This window comes from Pseudoalteromonas sp. QJM3NY_12, from assembly GCF_056173165.1.
The window spans coordinates 98,990-116,467 of the sequence record NZ_JBWBUF010000002.1; the positions used below are offsets into that span (position 1 = coordinate 98,990).

The window sequence follows — 17,478 nt, forward strand, 5'->3', positions numbered from 1 at the left end:
AGTAAAGTGAAATTCAAAGTTGCTAGTTCAATTCTGGCCTTATTTACATTGATAGGTTTGGGAGTGACTATATTTTCAGACTTTGAGAATATTGAAAGGTTGATCATTTGTTCCGTACTTTATGTATTAATACCGGCTTATGGTGCATATGGTACTTTTATAAGAAGCCGTACTGGAATATTAGTTTCTGTGATCTTATTTCTTTTTCAGAGTATTCGGAGTGTTGGAAGTGATAGCTTAATTCCACATATTGCTCCTATAACAATTTCCTTTCCCTTTGGTGATTTCTCAAATGGTCAAGGGTATTTAATCGACTACTTTGCTATTTTTATGGCAATATTTTTAGCATGGTTACTTAAGGTGGTAATTACCCCTAATAAGTCATTAAACAGGGACAAATAACAGTTGATTTTTGCCCATTAATGAAGCGTTATGTGTCAATCTCAATCAAACTAAGGAGTATTAAATGGAATTAGAAATAACATGGAAACGAGCCGCTCGAATTTGGTGGTCATATATTTGGCGTAACATCATAGCAATTATTGGAGCTGTTGTTATTGGCGCTATTGTCGGTGGTGTTTTAGGTTTTATTCTAGGTATGCTTGGTGCCTCTACTGATACGATTAAGTTAATTGTTCAACCTATTGGCTTCTTAATAGGCCTAGGAATTTCAATCATTCCATTAAAGCTTATTCTTGGTAAAAACTTTGGTGAGTTCCGCTTGGTTCTAATGAGTACTAGCGAAGAGTCCAACACATAACAAGGGTTTTCAGGGTGGACACAAAAAGCTGGCTGTTCGCTTCGCTCAAGTATAGCCAGCTTTCTTTAACCGCTTAAAGGGTGTCATGAAACCGAACATAAAAAGCAAAATTCCACTGGCGTTTTTAACTATTATATCGATTTGGTGGTGGTATTATTACGCATCGTCAAATGCGCTTAACGAATATGGAAATGCTAAATATGAGTGGCTATTTATGCTCGACACACTCTTGGTACTTCCAATTTTGTGCTTTCTTTGCGAATCCGATAAACAAAAAGCTCTTTTGAAAACGGCTATTTTATGTTGTACTTCTGTGTTCATAGGAAGCCTTATCATTCCCGAACAAAATAAAGTTATTTTTCATTTTCTCGAAAGTGGCCGTTATTTTGTCTTAGCCATCATTCTTGTTTTGGAAGTCACAGCATTAGTTACTGTATGTTTAGCTGTCCACGCTTCACTTGTGAACAAAGAAGATCCAGATTTAGCCGTAGCTAATCCTATCGAGAAAATTTTCGGCTCATCGCTGTTCAGCTCAATTCTGTCAATTGAAGGGCGCGCCTGGAGCTTTGCACTTTTTGCATCCCAAATAAAAAGTAGCGCATATCGTGGCGATCAGCATTTTTTCTACGATAAAAAAGATGGTGCTCAGAGTAACCTATTTGGCTTTATACTCCTTATTATTATCGAAATTCCACTTGCCCACTTACTCCTTCATTTTTTATGGTCAAGCATCGCCGCAAATATCACAACAGGACTTACGTTGTTCGGACTTATATTTTTCTTAGCCGAATACAAAGCCGTTGGTAAACGCCCCATTTCAATCCATGGGATAAACTTAATCATTCGTTACGGACTTTATGCGCCTTTAACCATACCATTAAAGAACGTATCTGAAATAAGTCTAAATAATTCGTTTGTGAAACGTTCGCGCAACGTAAAACGATTTAACTACTTTGGTGTTCCTAATGTTGCTATCAAACTCTGTTCTCCTATAAATGGAAAAACAAAAATATATTTAGGTGTAAATTCGCCAGAAGCTTTTATCACCACCGTTAATCGTGCAAAAATCGCGGTATAACAACGCTCGCTGGGTCACAAGCACGTGCGCAGCTTCGCTGTTTTTTCACACGTGTATACGCTCATATTGGAAGTTATGTGCTTCAGTAAGTCTGAGCATTACTCAAGCAAGGAGAGAGTATTTTGACATTAGATGAATACAGAAAAGAATTTGAACAATCTTCAAACAGATCTATTTCAATGCCGGTTGCTGGAACCATAATTTGGGGTTTAGTTGGATTTCTAAGTACACTATTTAGCGCAAATGTTTCTATATATATTTTACTCTTTGCAACAGGCGGGATTTTTCCTATAGCTTTATTAATTGCTAAATTTAGAAAAGAGAACTTAGTTTCCTCATCCAACCCTTTAGCAAAACTAATGGGTTTATGCATAGTGATGGTTAATCTTCTTTGGGCTGTCCATATTCCATTACTTTTAAATGCACCTGAATTTGTTCCTTTGAGTTTAGGCGTTGGCTTAGGACTTCATTGGGTAGTATATTCTTGGATCGTTAAACATCCTGTTGGCTTAATTCATGCTGTGTTAAGAAGTATTTTAATTGTAGCCGCTTGGTATTTATTTCCTAACAGTAGTATCTTAGCTATCTCATGCGTTATCGTTTTAACTTATATAATAAGTATTTATCAAATGTTAACCAGGGATATGACAAACACCTAAACTCTGACAATGTCCTTAAAATCATTTGAACATAGAGAAGGCAATTAGTAGTAAATGAGTACCAAAACTCATTTAACTCTTGAATATCATCAGTACTCTCCCCATTGAGTTACTATAACAAGATGGAGTGATAAATGGATTTACTCAACGCTATTGATATTGAAGTATTTTATTATTTAGGTGGAATGTTACTCGCCTTAGTCGTTTTTCAGGGAATGTTTAAGTTAGTTACTTGGAGCAAAAAAATGCCAAAGGGGGCATTGGTCTTTTTAGCTTTTTTTCCATTAATATCAATCTACCCTATTCCTCCTCAAGAAATAAAACAAATTGAAAGAATGAAGCAAAAACAAATTAAAAGCGAAGATGAAAGTGGTGATCCAGCTAATGAAGATGAAGTTATTTAATAACTAACATGCTAACTTAGAATAATAAGAATTTAATCTGTTTTAACTTAACGTAAATAAATGGTACCAAGCCTTTGAAAATAAATAATAAAACTCTAGGTGTTTTGCTTTACCTATGCTTAGCCTTAATATTACTTTTGATTGCACTAAGTTATAGCAGTGGCCGATTATCGCACTCTTCACCTCTCAACTCAGTGGTAAAGGAACCAAATACATTAAAAGCAGCTCCCCCCCTTAGTTTAAAACAAGAAACACTCGATGATTTATCCGATAAAAACACTATCGCCCCTATAGAAAAAGGCATACAAGATCAAAATAACCAACTTGCTGTAATGGCCATTCCACGCTGGAAACAACAAGGGCAACTAAAAACACATTTAGCGCACTTAAAAAATAAGGCTGACAAAGGCGATATTGACGCAAAGTATATTGTTGCAGCCAATTTAAGATATTGCTTTACTGCCCCTATTGATGATTTTGCCTTACAAGCAAAGCTAGAAGCCATAGCTGATTATACCTATGCAGGTGAAGCAATTGATGCTACGTTAGAAAAATTTGATTACTGTAGTGGAATTAATCAGGATCAACGTCGTGAGTTTTATTTATATTTTTATGATGCAGCGCAAAACGGATCTGTTGCAGCGCAACAAACATTTGCTGATATAACAGCAGAGTTTTATATGCAATCACAAGGTTTTAAAACACAAAACAGAGAGGAGTACATTAAAAAACGCGATGCATTCAAACTACAAAAAATCGCTTTTTTAGAGCAAGCAGCCAAGCATGGCAGTGAAAAGGCGTTAATGAAATTGTCGGCTTTGTATCATTCGCAACAAATCAGCGGTAATAGCTTAGCAAAGTCGTACGCATTAAATCGCCTAATGATGGAAATAACGGAAAACGGTGAACTATATAATCGTTATGCATGGTTTGAGCAACGGCAATACCCTCAGCTTTCACAGACTGAACTCAGTGAAGCCAACACTATTGTAAATAACTGGCTGGCAAACATTTATCAAAATGGCAGTCTTTACCCTTATGAATGATCAGACCATAGGTAATATAACCATAACGACTACCAACTCATACTGAGCTAGTGCATTTGAACAACGCTGACTCAGTAAATTCTAATATTAAAATGACTTGTGTTTATCCAAGGCTTTCGTAACTTTCAAGTAACGACCGCCTTGCACTTATTGATATAAATTAGGGTTTAATATAATGTCGAATTCACCATCACTTCGCACGTAAATAAGGCTTTCATCATCATCGTTGAAAGAAAGTTGATGAGCATGTAGGCCATTTGAACCAAAATAACTACCGGGTTTAAGTGTCTTTAAGCTACTTTGTGTTTGATAGGCTATCTTTCCTTTGATTAATACAGCGTGCAGTGTATTTGCTTTACTGCTCAGTGCTGCTGATACACCTGGTGGAAATTTGAGAAGTGCACCTCTAAATTCACCTTCTTCAAGGCTACCCCACAAATAGGTTATTTTGACGCCCGTTTTAGTCATCGACTCTTTAGCGACTATATCTGACCAAACACTATTTTTGGTATGCATATTAAAAGGTCTTTCACCATTATCAAACGCGTTTTGTGGTGACTTCACCAGATATGGACCAGTATTTATTTCAATAAAAGCAACGCTTTGTTTGTCATTCGCCGCCGTGATGTGTACTTCACCTGCCGGTTGAGTCCAATATGAACCGATTGGTAGCCACATATTGGCAGCACTGGGGTCATCGTTATGAAGCTCTCCATCAATAACAATGCCCCTGTAGGAGATATTGTGAACATGTGGGGGTGAGGAAAAGCGCTTTGGAAATTTTAGAAGAATACCCGCTGGCATATCTTTAGTTCTATCTCCCCATAAGTCTGCGGCGCTTGGACCTTTGTCACCTCTGGCTGGGTTTAAGTAGCCCCAATTAAGTTCTTCTGCAGATACAACACGAAAATTCTCTTGATTTGCAGTTACCTTCGTTACTATCGTCAGTGAAAGAAGCACGATCAGTTTGCTAATAATTTTCATCTAAAGCTCCATTATATTCGTTTAACTCTATTTCAATAACCTGAGTTGTTTACGCTCTATCAAACGTATCGACGCTAAATTTGCTAATAATTGATGCTAAACAAGTCATAACCAGTTCACTGTTATTTGCATCGAGCGCATAAGGGTGTGGCTCTGTAAATTGTTTTGAGTCGTTATCAAAGTACTGTCCAGAGGCGTTTGCAAACTCGTTTGATAAAGCTGCCTGCATTAAAATTTTTGCACCAATGCCAATGTCATTTCCTGAAACTCCAAAACCTTCTTTTACCATTTTAGAGGCTAATAAGGATCCCGGGTTAACTGCAACACAAATCTGTGACGGCAGCATTGTTTTTGAAAACTCTCTCGTCCAAATAGTAAGTGCTAATTTGCTTTGCGCATAGGCCTGAAAATCATCATTTACTGAAGTAACACCAGCCATTGCCTCAATATTAATAGGCGCTTGCGCAGCAGACGACAGGTTTACCACTCGACCATCAATTGCTAAATGGTTTACTAATAATTGGGTTAGTAGTATCGGAGCAAAGGTATTGACGACAAAGCGCACATCTAACTTATCTTCAGTTTTAGGGTTAGGTGTTTTAAATATACCCGCATTGTTAATAATAACATCGATAGTTTCATGACTATTTGCAATGATTTTACCTAAAGCCATGGTCTCGGTAAAACTAGAAAGATCAGCCAAGTAGGGAGTAATCTTAGCACTTGCTTCAGCTTGCTTTATATCAGCAATCGCCGTGTTAAGTTTCTCTTGGTTTCTGCCATGCATTAAAACATGGCAACCTAAAGATACAGCTAGTTTGGCAGTTTCTAATCCGATGCCATCGGTGGCACCGGTAATAAGTATGGTTTTCAACGTTAAGCTACCTTTATCACAACTTTACCCATCGCCTTACCACTTTCTAAGTGTGCATGGGCTTGCGATGCCTGCTCTAGGGTAAACGTTTCTTTGTCTACTATTGGGCGCAAATCACCTGACTCTGCTATTTTAGCAATAGCTTCCAAAATACGACCGTGCTCTTTTCGCCCACTATTATGCAACATAGGAATGAGCATAAATACGACATGCAACGACAGACCTTTGAAATGTGCGGTAGACAAATCAATATTAACCATGGCAACGGTCGAAGCAACATGAGCGTTTAGAGCAGCTGCTTCAAAAGAGTTAATCATATTCTCACCGCCTACAGAATCAAAAACAATATCGAAACCGTTTCCATTAGTATATTTATCAACATATTGAGCGACTGATTCATTCTTATAATTAATACCGGTAGCACCAAGGGTCTGTATCATTTGCAACTGCGACTCACCACCGCCTGTAGAGTATACGTCTGCCCCAAAATGTTTCGCCAGCTGGATTGCTATATGACCAACACCACCAGAGCCACCATGCACAAGAACTTTTTGCCCTTTATTGACGCCTGCTCGCTGTAAGCCTTCATAAGCGGTAATACCCACTAGAGGTAGTGCTGCACTTTCTTGCATTGTTAAATTTTTTGGCTTTAGTGCAAGCAAATCAGCATCAGCAACAATATATTCAGCTAATGTTCCCGGTAAATCGGCTAGACCACCAGCACAACCATACACTTCATCGCCTTTGGCAAACGTTGTTACGCCCTCACCAACGTCTTCAACAACACCAGCAAAATCCATACCTAAGAGCGCAGGTGCAGCTGGCGATAACGGTAGCTCAGGACCCATCTGTCTGATCATAGTGTCGACAGTGTTGATACTTGTCGCTTTTATGCTCACTAAAACATGGTGTGGCTTTATTTGCGGTTTTGCAATTTCACTTAACTCGAATACATCTGTTGAACCGAATGTGTTTACAATCATTGCTTTCATTTTATTGCCCTTTCGTTGTTAGCTGACACTTTGGCGCTTAAAGTGTTTGTGACACAAATTAAACGCTGTTCGACTTTTAAATACAGTCTAATAGTTTTGATTATGGTAATAAATGATGTATAAATAGAAACAGTATTTCGATATTGGATATAATAATGGATACCAATGGCATACGTCTTTTCATTAAGGTTGCAGAACTTCTTAACATCAGTGCTGCCGGTGATCAGCTTGGACTTGCTCCTTCTGTTGCAAGTGCGCGGTTATCAAAATTAGAAGTACAATTAGGGGCTGATTTATTTCACCGCTCTACTCGAAGGGTTAGTTTATCCATTGAAGGCACTGAGTTTTTACCCTACGCAAAAGAAATCATAGCACAGGAAGACGCCGCTTTCTCTGCACTCGGAAAAGGTAGTTCAGAAGTGAGCGGCACCTTGAGATTCGCTGCATCTTCCACGTTCGCTCAAAGATTTGTTGCGCCGTTTTTACCCGAGTTTTTAAACAAATACCCAAAAGTAAACGTTGAGCTTAGCTTGTCTGATACACAAGTTAATTTAATCCAAGGTGGATTTGATTTGGCGTTAAGAAACTATACTGCGCAAGATAGTAGCTTAATCGGTCGAAAGTTAGCAAACGATACCCGTGTTTTATGTGCTTCACCTGAGTATCTAAAAAACAGAGGCACGCCGAAACACCCAGATGATTTGAATTCTCATCAACTGCTCATATTTATGAATGCAAAATCAAAAAAGTTAACCTCATCACAAAACCTCTCAACTTATTACTTTCCTCCACAAACAAGTCAGAGTCGAATCATGTGTGATGATGGTGCAGCTATGCGTATTGCAGCTGAATCAGGGGCAGGTATTTGTATGAGTTCTTTGTGGAGTATTTATAAAGAGCTGGAGAAAGGCACTCTTGTTCGTGTACTCCCAGACTATATCGTCGACGATGAGGCTGCGGTTTGGTTAGTATATCCAAAGTCGAATGTGTTAACGCCTAAAGTGAGAGTCTTTATAGATTTTTTAGTCGATAAAATAGGCTCTCCACCGGTATGGTCAACCAACTAGCCCAAAACAGTTAGCACGTTAATTATCAGAAGGCCTAATTACACTGTTAGTAAAACAGTTTTGTTTTATATCTTCCTCTAAAAGCGCAGCGTCTCTGTGCTCTCTTCGTTCATAAATCACTAAATACCTTATTTCACAAAGAGAAGTGAATGAGCAGAAAACACTGTAATAACGTTTACTCGCTCAGGCTAAAAAAGTCGTTAGTTAGCTTGGTTTTTGGCTATTTTTCATCATTTCTAAATAGCGTCCCTCAATGAATTTTTTTTCTTTTGTAAGGTGCTTAAGTGCGTACTGGGTTTTTTCTAGCTCTTGTTTTAATGTGTCAAGCTCTTCACTACTTTCTGGCCCGTCAGTTTGTAACTGCAATTGCTGTAATAGTTGGTCTTGCTCTGCAATTTGCCTTTTATATTCGTTTAAAGTGTTAAGTAACTTTGTTTGATCGGGCGTTGAGGATGCATCTGCGTTTGATGTTTTATCACTATTTTCGCTCGCGGTTTTAAGCGCTTCATAATCTGCTTGTAACTGGTCTTTTTCTTCTTGAAGTACAGTCACTGCATCATATTGTGCATAGAGTTTTTGACGGGTAACTTTTAATTTTTCAACACTTTTATCCAAATCCCCTTTAAGTTTGCGAATGAGCTTATGCGAGCGTTTTAATTTTTTATTGAGATCATCGATTAGCTGTTGTTCTTTTTCGGTAACATGATCTTTGGTTGATGAAGTTACCTCAGTTAATTGCTGTTGTAATAGCATTTGTACACTGATTAACTCAGCGATAGTTTTTCGATTATCGTTAACATAACTCATGGCATTTTCAACAGACTCTCTGCACATAGCTAACGTCGCATCATCCATGTTTCCATTAGTTTTGACCATACTAAGTGCAAATGCCCGAAACTCCCTGAGTATCAGTAAAAGAATATAAAACCACGCGGCTAAAATAAGTAGCCCAAAATTTATAGCAATATAATGATAAACCTCTGGCGGAAATACGGCATATGGCATTATTTAGTTATCTTAAATTAAGTGTTTATTTACTAGAGTTTAGCGCTGTCAAAAAAATCTGCCATAATAACAACAACATTTAAAAAAAAGTTACCTGTGTGAAAATACTTATCGTGGATGATAGCCATGCAACACTTGAAATAGTACGCCGAGGGTTGGAAAAGTTTGGCTATCGGAAGTTATTAATAGAAAAAGCCAACAATGCTAAATCAGCGTTAACGCTGATTGGTAGTTGGCACCCCGATATTGTGCTTACAGACTGGCATATGCCTGATATGTGTGGAGTGACGCTATTACGTGCAATAAAGCAAAGACAACTTAATATAATAGTAGCAATGCTAACCACTGTTGATGAAAAGTCTCAAATTGAAGAAGCCATTAGCTTTGGCGCATCTTTTGTTCTATCAAAACCTTTTACTGATGAACAACTTCACGATAAATTATTACCTCTGGTGCAACTTGTAGAAAATAACGAAGTCATTCCTGATGAAATTGAATTAAATGATGATTTAGCGTTACCAAAGCTGTCGCAATTAGAACGGTTGTTTCATAAACATATAAGTCAGTCTTTAATCGTAAACACAATTCAACCGCAGGTATTCGATGAATCTAAAGTACCCTGTGTAATGGCTGTTTATGAGGATCCTAAAAGTCAAAAAGTACGCGCTATTGCCATACTTGATATTTATGCCGCCTGTGTAATGGCAAGTGGTTATAGTAGCTTGTCGGCTGAAGATATTAGTAACTCAATATTATCTGGCGTTGTAACAAATACAGCATTAAGCGCATGTAAAAAAGCATTAACGGAAACGGCTTTTGCCTTTTTAGACAAGCGAACACGCGTTAGTTTACAAATCAAAACGGTCAAAGTGATTACCACGCCTTTTCGTAAGCTCACTTTGCTGTATAAAACACCTGCTGAAAAGCGCATTGATTTTAGCTGCCAGCTTGAGGGCATGGCACAAGGTAAAATTATGCTAGTTGGCATTTAGTAAATTAAGCGTAACGTATTTACTTTTATCAAAGAAGTTTAAATTTAAAAACACCCTGCTCCTACAAAAGCGCAGCGTCTCTTCCCCCTCTTTGTGCATAATTCATTAAAAGCTATTTGAACATAGAGAAGACAATGAGCTGAAAATGAGAAACCAAAACCATCACACAAAGCCGAGTGTCAGTGAAAAGTTAAATATTAGCTCCCCCGAACCTCGTAGCCCGTAGCCCGTAGCCCGTAGCCCGTAGCTTAAGTTAAATTAATCCAAACATGTTTAAACAAAAAAGGCGCTTCCGGTTAAGGTAAGCGCCTTTTGTTATTTTAACTGCTACTTATTTTACGATTTTCATTTCGTCTAATAGGTTTTGGGCGTTATCTACTTTATCCATTACCCACAGCATGTAGCGCGAATCTACATGAATTGAGCGGTTTAGTTCTGGGTTGTAATCCCAATCACCAATAATGCTTTCGTACACACCGTCAAACAGTAAACCCACCAGCTCGGCATTGCCGTTAAGCGTTGGCGAACCTGAGTTACCGCCTGTTGTATCTACATTTGATAAAAAGTTAACCGGAACAGTATTCATGCCACCAGTGTAATCACCATAAAGCTTCGCTTTAATTTGCTCTTGCAGCTTTTTAGGCGCATTAAATGGGTCAACATCGGTGTTTTTAGCCAGTAACCCTTCAAGTGAGGTAAACGGCGTAGCCACTAATCCATCTTGCGGAGAATACCCGCCTACCGTGCCGTAAGTTACACGTAATGTGCTGTTTGCATCGGCGTAAACCGGTTTGTTTTGCGCTTTGTTAAAGGCAATAATTGCACTCATTAACTCTGGGCGAGCAGCTTGTAACTTACCTGCCAAGGCTTTTGACTTATCTTCCTCAGCTTTCATTACTGTGAATATGGCTTTTGCATATTGCATGAACGGGTCTTGGCTTTGGTTAAGCTGACTTAGTGTTTGTTCAAATAATGAATTACGTACAATTTCGTTATCAAGCGTTGATTTGGCATACATTTCATCTAGCAATGCACTTTGTTTTGCTTTATCAAAACCGTTTTCTAAAGCAAAAGCTTTATCAATTTCACTAAATCGCTCTGCTTTAGGTAATGCTGCATATTGCTCTAAAAAGTGCAGTAATATAGCTTTATCTACATTGGCATCAAAGCGACGTGACATACGCTCAAGAGAAGATTTTATACGCGGTAAATCGCGTTCTTGATAACCTGATTCGCGCTCACTATTTGGCTTTTGTTTTTCAACCGCTAAGCGGTATAAACGACGTGCCGTGCTGATCATTTGTGAACGATGAACATAGCCTACCATACGGTCGCGCTCACTGTGCTCTTGCGATTGAGCTACTAATGCCGATAACTCATTAAGCACATTCCCGTAGCGCTGTTTACGCTCGCTATCGCTGTTGATCCAGCTTGTAAGTTCCTGTTCAAACTGTTTTTTACGCTCAAACATGGTGCCTTTTTTGAAGCTTTCAATCATTGAACCATAGTTTTTGATGTAGTTGTTGTAACCGGCTATGGTGCTTTCGTAAGCAATACGGGCTTTGCTGCCATCTTCTGAGTTTTCTTCAATTAGTGACACGTATTTAGTATTGTGCATGCGCGCTTTAGGGTAACTGTCGTTAAAAACATAATCGACCTCTGCGGCAATACGGTAGCGATTAGTACGCCCTGGGTAGCCAGTTACCATAACAAAGTCGCCCTCTTGCACGCCTTTAGCACTTACACTTAAGTAAGACTCTGGCACGTACGGTATGTTGTCTTCGCTGTACTCTGCTGGCTTGCCATCTTTACCTACATAGGCGCGGTAAAAACCAAAATCGCCTGTGTGGCGCGGCCACATCCAGTTATCTATATCGCCACCGTATTTACCTACGCCCATGGCAGGTGCATACGCTAAACGTACATCTTTAATTTCCAGTGATTTAATCAGGTAAAACTCTAAACCACCATGAAACGAATACACATTACAACGGTAACTAGCATCAGCTTCACACTGTGCAACGAGTTCTTTTTGATTTTTTTCTAACGCATCATAGCGTGCTTTTGCGCTTAGCTCGTTAGTGCCGCTAATCACTTTATCGGTCACGTTGGTCACTGTTTCGGTTACGTACACACGTGAACCTGGCGCAGCTGGTAAATCTTCAGCCGGTGTTTTTGCTAAAAAGCCATTTTCTAAAATGTTATTTTCAGGCGTTGAATTATATTGTACCGAACCATAAATACAGTGATGGTTAGTTACAACTAAGCCTTTTGGCGAAACAAACGAGGCTGTACAACCGCCTAAGCTTATAACCGCATTCATTGGAAATTCGGTTAATTTTGAAATTGAATCAACGCTAATTTCAAGCCCTTTTGCTTTTAATATTGACTCGAGCTCTGGTAATTGATGAGGTTGCCACATGCCTTCATCGGCATGGACCGCAGAAGAAAGTGCCAGTGAACAGGTTGCTACCAATGTGGCAACAAGAGGTTTTAAACGCATTATAGAATCCCTTTTATTATTGAACCAGCAGATTACTCATTAAGTATGAGTTAGGTCAACTGCGCTGAGATAAATTGTTACAATATAGCGCTCAATAAACAAAAAAGGAGCTCAGGGTTTGTGACCCTAAGCTCCTTTTTAAACAAAAAGATAAACGATGTTAGTCGTCTTTTTTCACATCATTTGGATGCGCTACACCCATCCATGCTTTAAACAGCGCTTTTTGCTCAGCAGAGGCATTTTTATTAGCGACTACTTTTTTAGGTTTGTCGAAATCTTCAGACAACACAAGCTCAGTCGACATCAAAGCGTCACGGCGAATAAAATCAACAGTTACCTTGTCCCCTGCTTTAAAGGTTTCTAGGCTGGCGGTTAAGTCTTTCCCTACATGTTTTTTGTTAATAGCAACGAGTTTATCGTCGGTGGTTAAACCACCTTGCCATGCTGCACCATCGCGACGTACATGAGTAAGGGTGAGCAATTCACCGGTATTTTTAGTAAAGGCATCTAAACTTGGTGTAGCCTTGGCTTTTTCAGGCAGCTCAAAGCTCAAACCTACTTTTGCCAGTAATTCATCAAAATCTAAGCTGGCTGGTGTGCTAACATTTGCTTGCCACCAATTACTGTAATCACGCCCTGTTAGCTGCTTTAAAATTGCTAATACGTCTTTCTCAGTAAAACCCGCTGGTAGCTTATGCTGCTTATAAAGTTCGTTATGTACATTTTTATAGCTTATTTTACCTTGGCTTTTTTCTAGTAGGTCGATATCTAACGCCATCGACAATAACGAGCCTTCAAGGTAAATATTAGTGCCGTAGTTACGTGCATGATCGCCACCTTGATTTATCCATTTATCAAAGCTGGTTTCGCTAGCACTTTGCACTTCACGCCCTGGGGTTGTGAGATGGCGATTAATGGTTTTACTGAAGTTCTTAAAAAACTCATCGGTGGTTTGAATGCCTGAGCGCACTAATAAATGGTCTTCAAAATAGCTGGTAGACCCTTCAGCAATCCACAGCAGTTTTGAATAATTAATATTGGTATAGTCGTATGGCGCAAGCCCTTTAGGACGGTACGCTTTTACATTCCAAGTATGAATAAATTCATGTGCCGCTGTGCTTATAAAAGCTAAATAGTCTTCACGTTTAGCAAAGCGATCCCGTGGGCGTTGAATAATAGTTGAATTTAAGTGTTCAGTTGCGCCGCCCGCGCCCGATGTAGCATGTACCATAAATACATAACGCTCATACGGGTAGCTGTCCCAAATTACATTGCCCGTTGCTACAAGCTTTTTTAAATCGGTTAGCATCAGTTCTATGTCGTAATTACCTTCGCCCCACACTACTAGTTCGTACTCACGGCCATCAACTTCAAAAGTACGCAGTTCATTAACACCGGTTTCTATTGGTGAATCAACTAGCACGTCGTAGTCGCTGGCTTTAAAGCTGTGTTTATTCTTATAGTTTTCCATACCCGACACAGAGCGCCATGCTTTAGGTACGTTTAATTCAACCGTAACTGGCTCCTGGCGAAATGATTCGCTAAACATAAAAAAGCCAGATGCGTCAACAAACGCGTGGCTGTCGTCAATATGACGAGCGCGCTTACCTAGCTCATTGGCATACACTTGGTAATCAACATTGACTTGAGTCGGCTCATTTAAATGAACACGCCATGTGCTGTGGTCTATTTTTTCCCACTTTAATGCATTACCTTCATCGTCGCTGGCTTTAAAATAGCGAACGCCATTGGCAAGGTTTAAAATTTCGTAGCGACCAGTACGCCATGCTGGCAATTTTACATCTAAATAAGACTGCGCCGTTTTAGGAAACTCTACATTTACATCACCTAAATGATGTTCTGGCTGAGAGATATTTAAAGCGTAGTTAACGTCGGCAAATACTGGTGCTGAACAGGCAGCTAAAATTGATAAGGCAAGTAGCTTTTTCATGAAGGCTCTTTTTTATATAACGTATTGTTGTACCAAGGTTAACAAGACCCATTTTAAAAGTGAATTAAAAGCGGTAAATGCACTTATATTTAAGATCGCTCGTATTTTGTTATTAAAAACATTAAGTTTTTGATCTCATCCCTACTATTAATATGTTTTTGTTGTAAACTAAAACAATGAAGGTATTAAGATAATGGTGTGTAGGTGTCTAGGAGCTCCAATACGGTGGAACAAAAACTAAAGCAAGCAATCGACAGTAGAAAAGTAGTAGAAAGTGCTCGCCAACATCAAGTGAGTACGCTTTCTAATTTTGCAGCTAAGTTATCTTTAAGCTGTAAGGGACTTGATACTGAGCTTGATAACCGCCTAGCTAAGTTTCGAAGCGCATTAAACAAAGGAATGGGTTATGAAGACTTTGCTCCTTTGGTGGATGATATTTTAGCTTTGCTAAAAAACCAAGAAGCCATTCAACTAGCACATCAACGTGATCTTCTCACCAGTGTACAAAATGCAGGTAAGCAATTACAACAAACCAAAGGTTTACCTAACGATACCCGCAGAACACTGCGCCACTTACTCGATAACGAGCTAGACGATATTCAATCTGTACATGGTTTTATACCTGTTTTAAATCAGCTGATCACTTTTTATCATCAAGCTTTAATAGCTAAAAGCAACGATACCTTTAAGCCTCCAAATCTTAGTGCTCTCACTGAAAAGCTATTTAAATTAGTTAGTCAGTTAGTACTTGAAGAAGAAGCCAACGATGAGCTGTATTTAATAAAAAAACGTATCGCTAAAAATAAAGCCGTAGACCAACTTCTTGATGCAGCAATTGATGTAATCACACTCATTGTACAAAGCATTCAAGTTGAGCGTGCGTCAGCGCAAAGCTTTTTAACTTCATTAAATCAAACGCTTGGAGAGCTACATAGTTCATTGGTTTCAACCAGAGAACATTCTGAATCTATGAATGTTGAATTCGAATCAATTAATCAACGAATTGGTGAAAAATTAAAAAATTTAAATACACAAACAAATAAAGCAACATCAATTACAGAATTAAAGCAATTGGTTGAAAATGAGTTACGCTCATTGAGTGCAGACATTCTAGAAAAAGAACAACTGGAACAAAAAGATCGCCAAATTTTAATTTCTAGCTTTGCACAAATAAACGATAGAATTGGCAGTTTAGAAAACAAAGTTAGTAATTATAAAAAACGTTTAAATGAACAACGCTTTAAAAGTTTACTCGACAGCCTTACCAAGTTACCTAATCGAGCAGCCTTTGACGAACGCTACAATCACGAAATTAATTTGTTTAATGAACAACCGTCAGACATAACCTTAGTGGTTATTGATGTTGATCATTTCAAATCAATTAACGATCGCTTTGGTCACACAGCAGGTGATATTACCCTACAAGTGATTGCCAAAGCGCTGCAAAAATCGATTAGACAAACTGACTTTATTGCCCGTTATGGCGGCGAAGAGTTTGTGTTATTAATGCCTCGTACATCACTTGATAACGCTGTCGAGCATCTCAATAAATTAAGACTGTCGATTAAAAAGATCCCATTTAAATTTAAAGACAAACAAATTCAAATTACCGTTTCGTTAGGCGCAACCCAATTTGAAGTGGGTGATACGCCTCTAAAAGCGTTTGATAGAGCCGATGAAGCTCTATACGATGCTAAAAACTCAGGCCGGGATCGTCTGTGTATTAGTAAATAGTGTTATGCACTTTTACCTTTGAGTATAAGGCATAACTACGCAGTAAATTTACCCAAGAAGTTTCAAGGAGAATGTCGATGCTAATACAATTAAACCCTACAGGGGTATTAGACTTATTGTCGCAGCTAGAAGTAGACTTACTCGAGCAATCATCAACCAGCGAACGCTACAGACTATTTAGAAACTGTGTATTGGCCGTGCTTAATGTAGGCAGCCACACCGATGTAAGCAATGATATTTACGATAAACATAAAGATTTTGATATACGCTTGGTCAGCCGTGAACGCGGTATAAAAATTGAATTAGAAAATCCTCCGCAAACAGCCTTTGTTGATGGCCACATAGTAACGGGTATACATGAGCACATATTTTCGGTTATTCGCGATATTTTGTTTATTTGCCAAAAGTATGAAAAAAACCTGCAGGAAACAAAAGCCATTACTCACATGGTTTTTGACATGCTAAGAAATGCCGACGCACTTAAAGTAAATAGCGAACCTAACATGATTGTATGTTGGGGTGGCCATTCGATTAACGAAGTCGAATATAAATACACTAAACAAGTTGGCTATGAACTGGGGTTACGTGGGTTAAATATTTGTACCGGCTGTGGGCCTGGTGCAATGAAAGGCCCAATGAAAGGCGCAACCATTGGCCATGCAAAGCAACGTATTACCAATAATCGTTATTTAGGTTTAACTGAGCCAAGCATTATAGCGGCAGAGCCACCCAATCCGATTGTAAATGAACTGGTTATTTTACCCGATATTGAAAAACGTCTTGAGGCATTTATTCGTACCGCACATGCCATTATAATTTTTCCAGGTGGCGCAGGTACAGCCGAAGAGTTGCTATATTTATTAGGTATTTTGTTACACCCCGAAAACGAAAAGCAATGTTTACCGGTTATTTTAACTGGCCCTAAACACAGCAAAGCTTACTTTGAAGAGCTTTGTAAGTTTATTCAAATGACTTTAGGCGATGCCGCACTGAGTAAATTTGAAGTGATTATTGATGATCCTCAATTAGTTAGCCAAAAGCTTAAATCGGCTATGAGCGGAGTTCGCGAATATCGTAAAAGCCAAGGCGATGCTTATTACTTTAATTGGACGTTGAAAATAGAAAATGATTTTCAGCAGCCTTTTTACCCAACTCATGAAGCCATGGCGTCACTTGATTTACATCTTGATCAGCCCAAACAACAGCTTGCAGCTAATTTACGCCGTGCGTTTTCGGGAATTGTTGCAGGTAATGTGAAAGAAGAAGGCTTAAATGTAATTAACGAGCATGGCCCCTATGTACTAAGTGGTGAGCCTGATTTAATGAAAGCAATGGACAAACTTTTACAAGCGTTTGTAGAACAAGGTAGAATGAAACTTCCCGGAAGTAAGTATATCCCTTGTTATACAATAAAAGCGTGAGTTTATAA

16 protein-coding genes are annotated in these 17,478 nt (G+C 38.8%); 10 read left to right on the forward strand and 6 right to left on the reverse strand.

Going from position 1 to position 17,478, the window contains the following annotated elements; genetic code table 11:
* Positions 1 to 6: 6 nt before the first annotated feature.
* From AC0VZ5_RS16310 to AC0VZ5_RS16335, 6 genes are all read left to right on the forward strand, one after another.
* Entirely contained in the window at positions 7 to 402 is a 396-nt protein-coding gene (locus AC0VZ5_RS16310) for a hypothetical protein (protein ID WP_178957144.1), read from the forward strand.
* A gap of 64 nt (positions 403 to 466) precedes the next feature.
* Positions 467 to 760, forward strand: a complete 294-nt coding sequence (locus tag AC0VZ5_RS16315) for a hypothetical protein (protein ID WP_178957145.1) — start codon at positions 467 to 469, stop codon at positions 758 to 760.
* 85 nt (positions 761 to 845) lie between these two features.
* Positions 846 to 1,838, forward strand: a complete 993-nt coding sequence (locus AC0VZ5_RS16320; protein ID WP_475474975.1) for a hypothetical protein — start codon at positions 846 to 848, stop codon at positions 1,836 to 1,838.
* 122 nt (positions 1,839 to 1,960) lie between these two features.
* The gene (locus tag AC0VZ5_RS16325; RefSeq protein ID WP_138608006.1) at positions 1,961 to 2,497 is read left to right on the forward strand and encodes a DUF7010 family protein; all 537 of its coding nucleotides are present in this window, start codon (positions 1,961 to 1,963) and stop codon (positions 2,495 to 2,497) included.
* 134 nt (positions 2,498 to 2,631) lie between these two features.
* A complete protein-coding gene (locus tag AC0VZ5_RS16330) occupies positions 2,632 to 2,901 on the forward strand; it encodes a hypothetical protein (RefSeq protein ID WP_475474976.1) in 270 nt (89 codons plus the stop codon).
* Between the two features lie 74 nt (positions 2,902 to 2,975).
* Positions 2,976 to 3,947, forward strand: coding sequence for a hypothetical protein (locus AC0VZ5_RS16335; protein ID WP_475474977.1), 972 nt, complete (start codon positions 2,976 to 2,978; stop codon positions 3,945 to 3,947).
* 147 nt (positions 3,948 to 4,094) lie between these two features.
* Here AC0VZ5_RS16335 and AC0VZ5_RS16340 read toward each other — a convergent pair whose 3' ends face one another.
* The 3 genes from AC0VZ5_RS16340 to AC0VZ5_RS16350 are packed head-to-tail and all read right to left on the reverse strand — an operon-like array spanning position 4,095 to position 6,797.
* Positions 4,095 to 4,931 carry a DUF4437 domain-containing protein gene (locus tag AC0VZ5_RS16340; protein WP_475474978.1) on the reverse strand — a complete coding sequence of 279 codons (837 nt, stop codon included), beginning with the start codon at positions 4,929 to 4,931 and terminating at the stop codon, positions 4,095 to 4,097.
* A gap of 49 nt (positions 4,932 to 4,980) precedes the next feature.
* The gene (locus AC0VZ5_RS16345; protein ID WP_475474979.1) at positions 4,981 to 5,805 is read right to left on the reverse strand and encodes an SDR family NAD(P)-dependent oxidoreductase; all 825 of its coding nucleotides are present in this window, start codon (positions 5,803 to 5,805) and stop codon (positions 4,981 to 4,983) included.
* Positions 5,806 to 5,807: 2 nt separating this feature from the next.
* Positions 5,808 to 6,797, reverse strand: a complete 990-nt coding sequence (locus tag AC0VZ5_RS16350; protein WP_475474980.1) for a zinc-dependent alcohol dehydrogenase family protein — start codon at positions 6,795 to 6,797, stop codon at positions 5,808 to 5,810.
* 155 nt (positions 6,798 to 6,952) lie between these two features.
* On the opposite strand from AC0VZ5_RS16350, the gene AC0VZ5_RS16355 reads away from it, so the two are divergent.
* Complete coding sequence (locus AC0VZ5_RS16355; protein ID WP_138607997.1) at positions 6,953 to 7,864, forward strand: LysR family transcriptional regulator; 912 nt, start codon at positions 6,953 to 6,955, stop codon at positions 7,862 to 7,864.
* 204 nt (positions 7,865 to 8,068) lie between these two features.
* On the opposite strand, the gene AC0VZ5_RS16360 is transcribed toward AC0VZ5_RS16355, so the two are convergent.
* Positions 8,069 to 8,869, reverse strand: coding sequence for a chromosome partitioning protein ParA (locus AC0VZ5_RS16360; protein WP_475474981.1), 801 nt, complete (start codon positions 8,867 to 8,869; stop codon positions 8,069 to 8,071).
* Between the two features lie 98 nt (positions 8,870 to 8,967).
* Here AC0VZ5_RS16360 and AC0VZ5_RS16365 point away from each other — a divergent pair, with 98 nt between their 5' ends.
* Positions 8,968 to 9,861 carry a response regulator gene (locus tag AC0VZ5_RS16365; protein ID WP_075170202.1) on the forward strand — a complete coding sequence of 298 codons (894 nt, stop codon included), beginning with the start codon at positions 8,968 to 8,970 and terminating at the stop codon, positions 9,859 to 9,861.
* Between the two features lie 331 nt (positions 9,862 to 10,192).
* Here the strand turns inward: AC0VZ5_RS16365 and AC0VZ5_RS16370 are convergent, their stop codons facing one another.
* Positions 10,193 to 12,364: a S46 family peptidase gene (locus tag AC0VZ5_RS16370; protein ID WP_475474982.1), complete on the reverse strand. Its 2,172-nt coding sequence runs from the start codon at positions 12,362 to 12,364 to the stop codon at positions 10,193 to 10,195.
* A 160-nt stretch (positions 12,365 to 12,524) separates the two neighbouring features.
* Positions 12,525 to 14,315 carry a M61 family metallopeptidase gene (locus AC0VZ5_RS16375; RefSeq protein WP_178957150.1) on the reverse strand — a complete coding sequence of 597 codons (1,791 nt, stop codon included), beginning with the start codon at positions 14,313 to 14,315 and terminating at the stop codon, positions 12,525 to 12,527.
* A 225-nt stretch (positions 14,316 to 14,540) separates the two neighbouring features.
* Here AC0VZ5_RS16375 and AC0VZ5_RS16380 point away from each other — a divergent pair, with 225 nt between their 5' ends.
* Both AC0VZ5_RS16380 and ppnN read left to right on the forward strand, forming a co-directional pair.
* The gene (locus tag AC0VZ5_RS16380) at positions 14,541 to 16,049 is read left to right on the forward strand and encodes a GGDEF domain-containing protein (protein WP_290168043.1); all 1,509 of its coding nucleotides are present in this window, start codon (positions 14,541 to 14,543) and stop codon (positions 16,047 to 16,049) included.
* A gap of 77 nt (positions 16,050 to 16,126) precedes the next feature.
* Positions 16,127 to 17,470, forward strand: a complete 1,344-nt coding sequence (ppnN, locus tag AC0VZ5_RS16385) for a nucleotide 5'-monophosphate nucleosidase PpnN (protein ID WP_198522625.1) — start codon at positions 16,127 to 16,129, stop codon at positions 17,468 to 17,470.
* Positions 17,471 to 17,478: the final 8 nt, after the last annotated feature.

Excerpts from the sequence above, each read along its gene's own strand:
- AC0VZ5_RS16315 (WP_178957145.1), top strand. The coding sequence starts at position 467 with ATGGAATTAGAAATAACATGGAAACGAGCCGCTCGAATTTGGTGGTCA.
- AC0VZ5_RS16320 (WP_475474975.1), top strand. The coding sequence starts at position 846 with ATGAAACCGAACATAAAAAGCAAAATTCCACTGGCGTTTTTAACTATT.
- AC0VZ5_RS16330 (WP_475474976.1), top strand. The coding sequence starts at position 2,632 with ATGGATTTACTCAACGCTATTGATATTGAAGTATTTTATTATTTAGGT.
- AC0VZ5_RS16340 (WP_475474978.1), bottom strand. The coding sequence starts at position 4,931 with ATGAAAATTATTAGCAAACTGATCGTGCTTCTTTCACTGACGATAGTA.
- AC0VZ5_RS16350 (WP_475474980.1), bottom strand. The coding sequence starts at position 6,797 with ATGAAAGCAATGATTGTAAACACATTCGGTTCAACAGATGTATTCGAG.
- AC0VZ5_RS16355 (WP_138607997.1), top strand. The coding sequence starts at position 6,953 with ATGGATACCAATGGCATACGTCTTTTCATTAAGGTTGCAGAACTTCTT.
- AC0VZ5_RS16360 (WP_475474981.1), bottom strand. The coding sequence starts at position 8,869 with ATGCCATATGCCGTATTTCCGCCAGAGGTTTATCATTATATTGCTATA.
- AC0VZ5_RS16370 (WP_475474982.1), bottom strand. The coding sequence starts at position 12,364 with ATGCGTTTAAAACCTCTTGTTGCCACATTGGTAGCAACCTGTTCACTG.
- AC0VZ5_RS16375 (WP_178957150.1), bottom strand. The coding sequence starts at position 14,315 with ATGAAAAAGCTACTTGCCTTATCAATTTTAGCTGCCTGTTCAGCACCA.
- ppnN (WP_198522625.1), top strand. The coding sequence starts at position 16,127 with ATGCTAATACAATTAAACCCTACAGGGGTATTAGACTTATTGTCGCAG.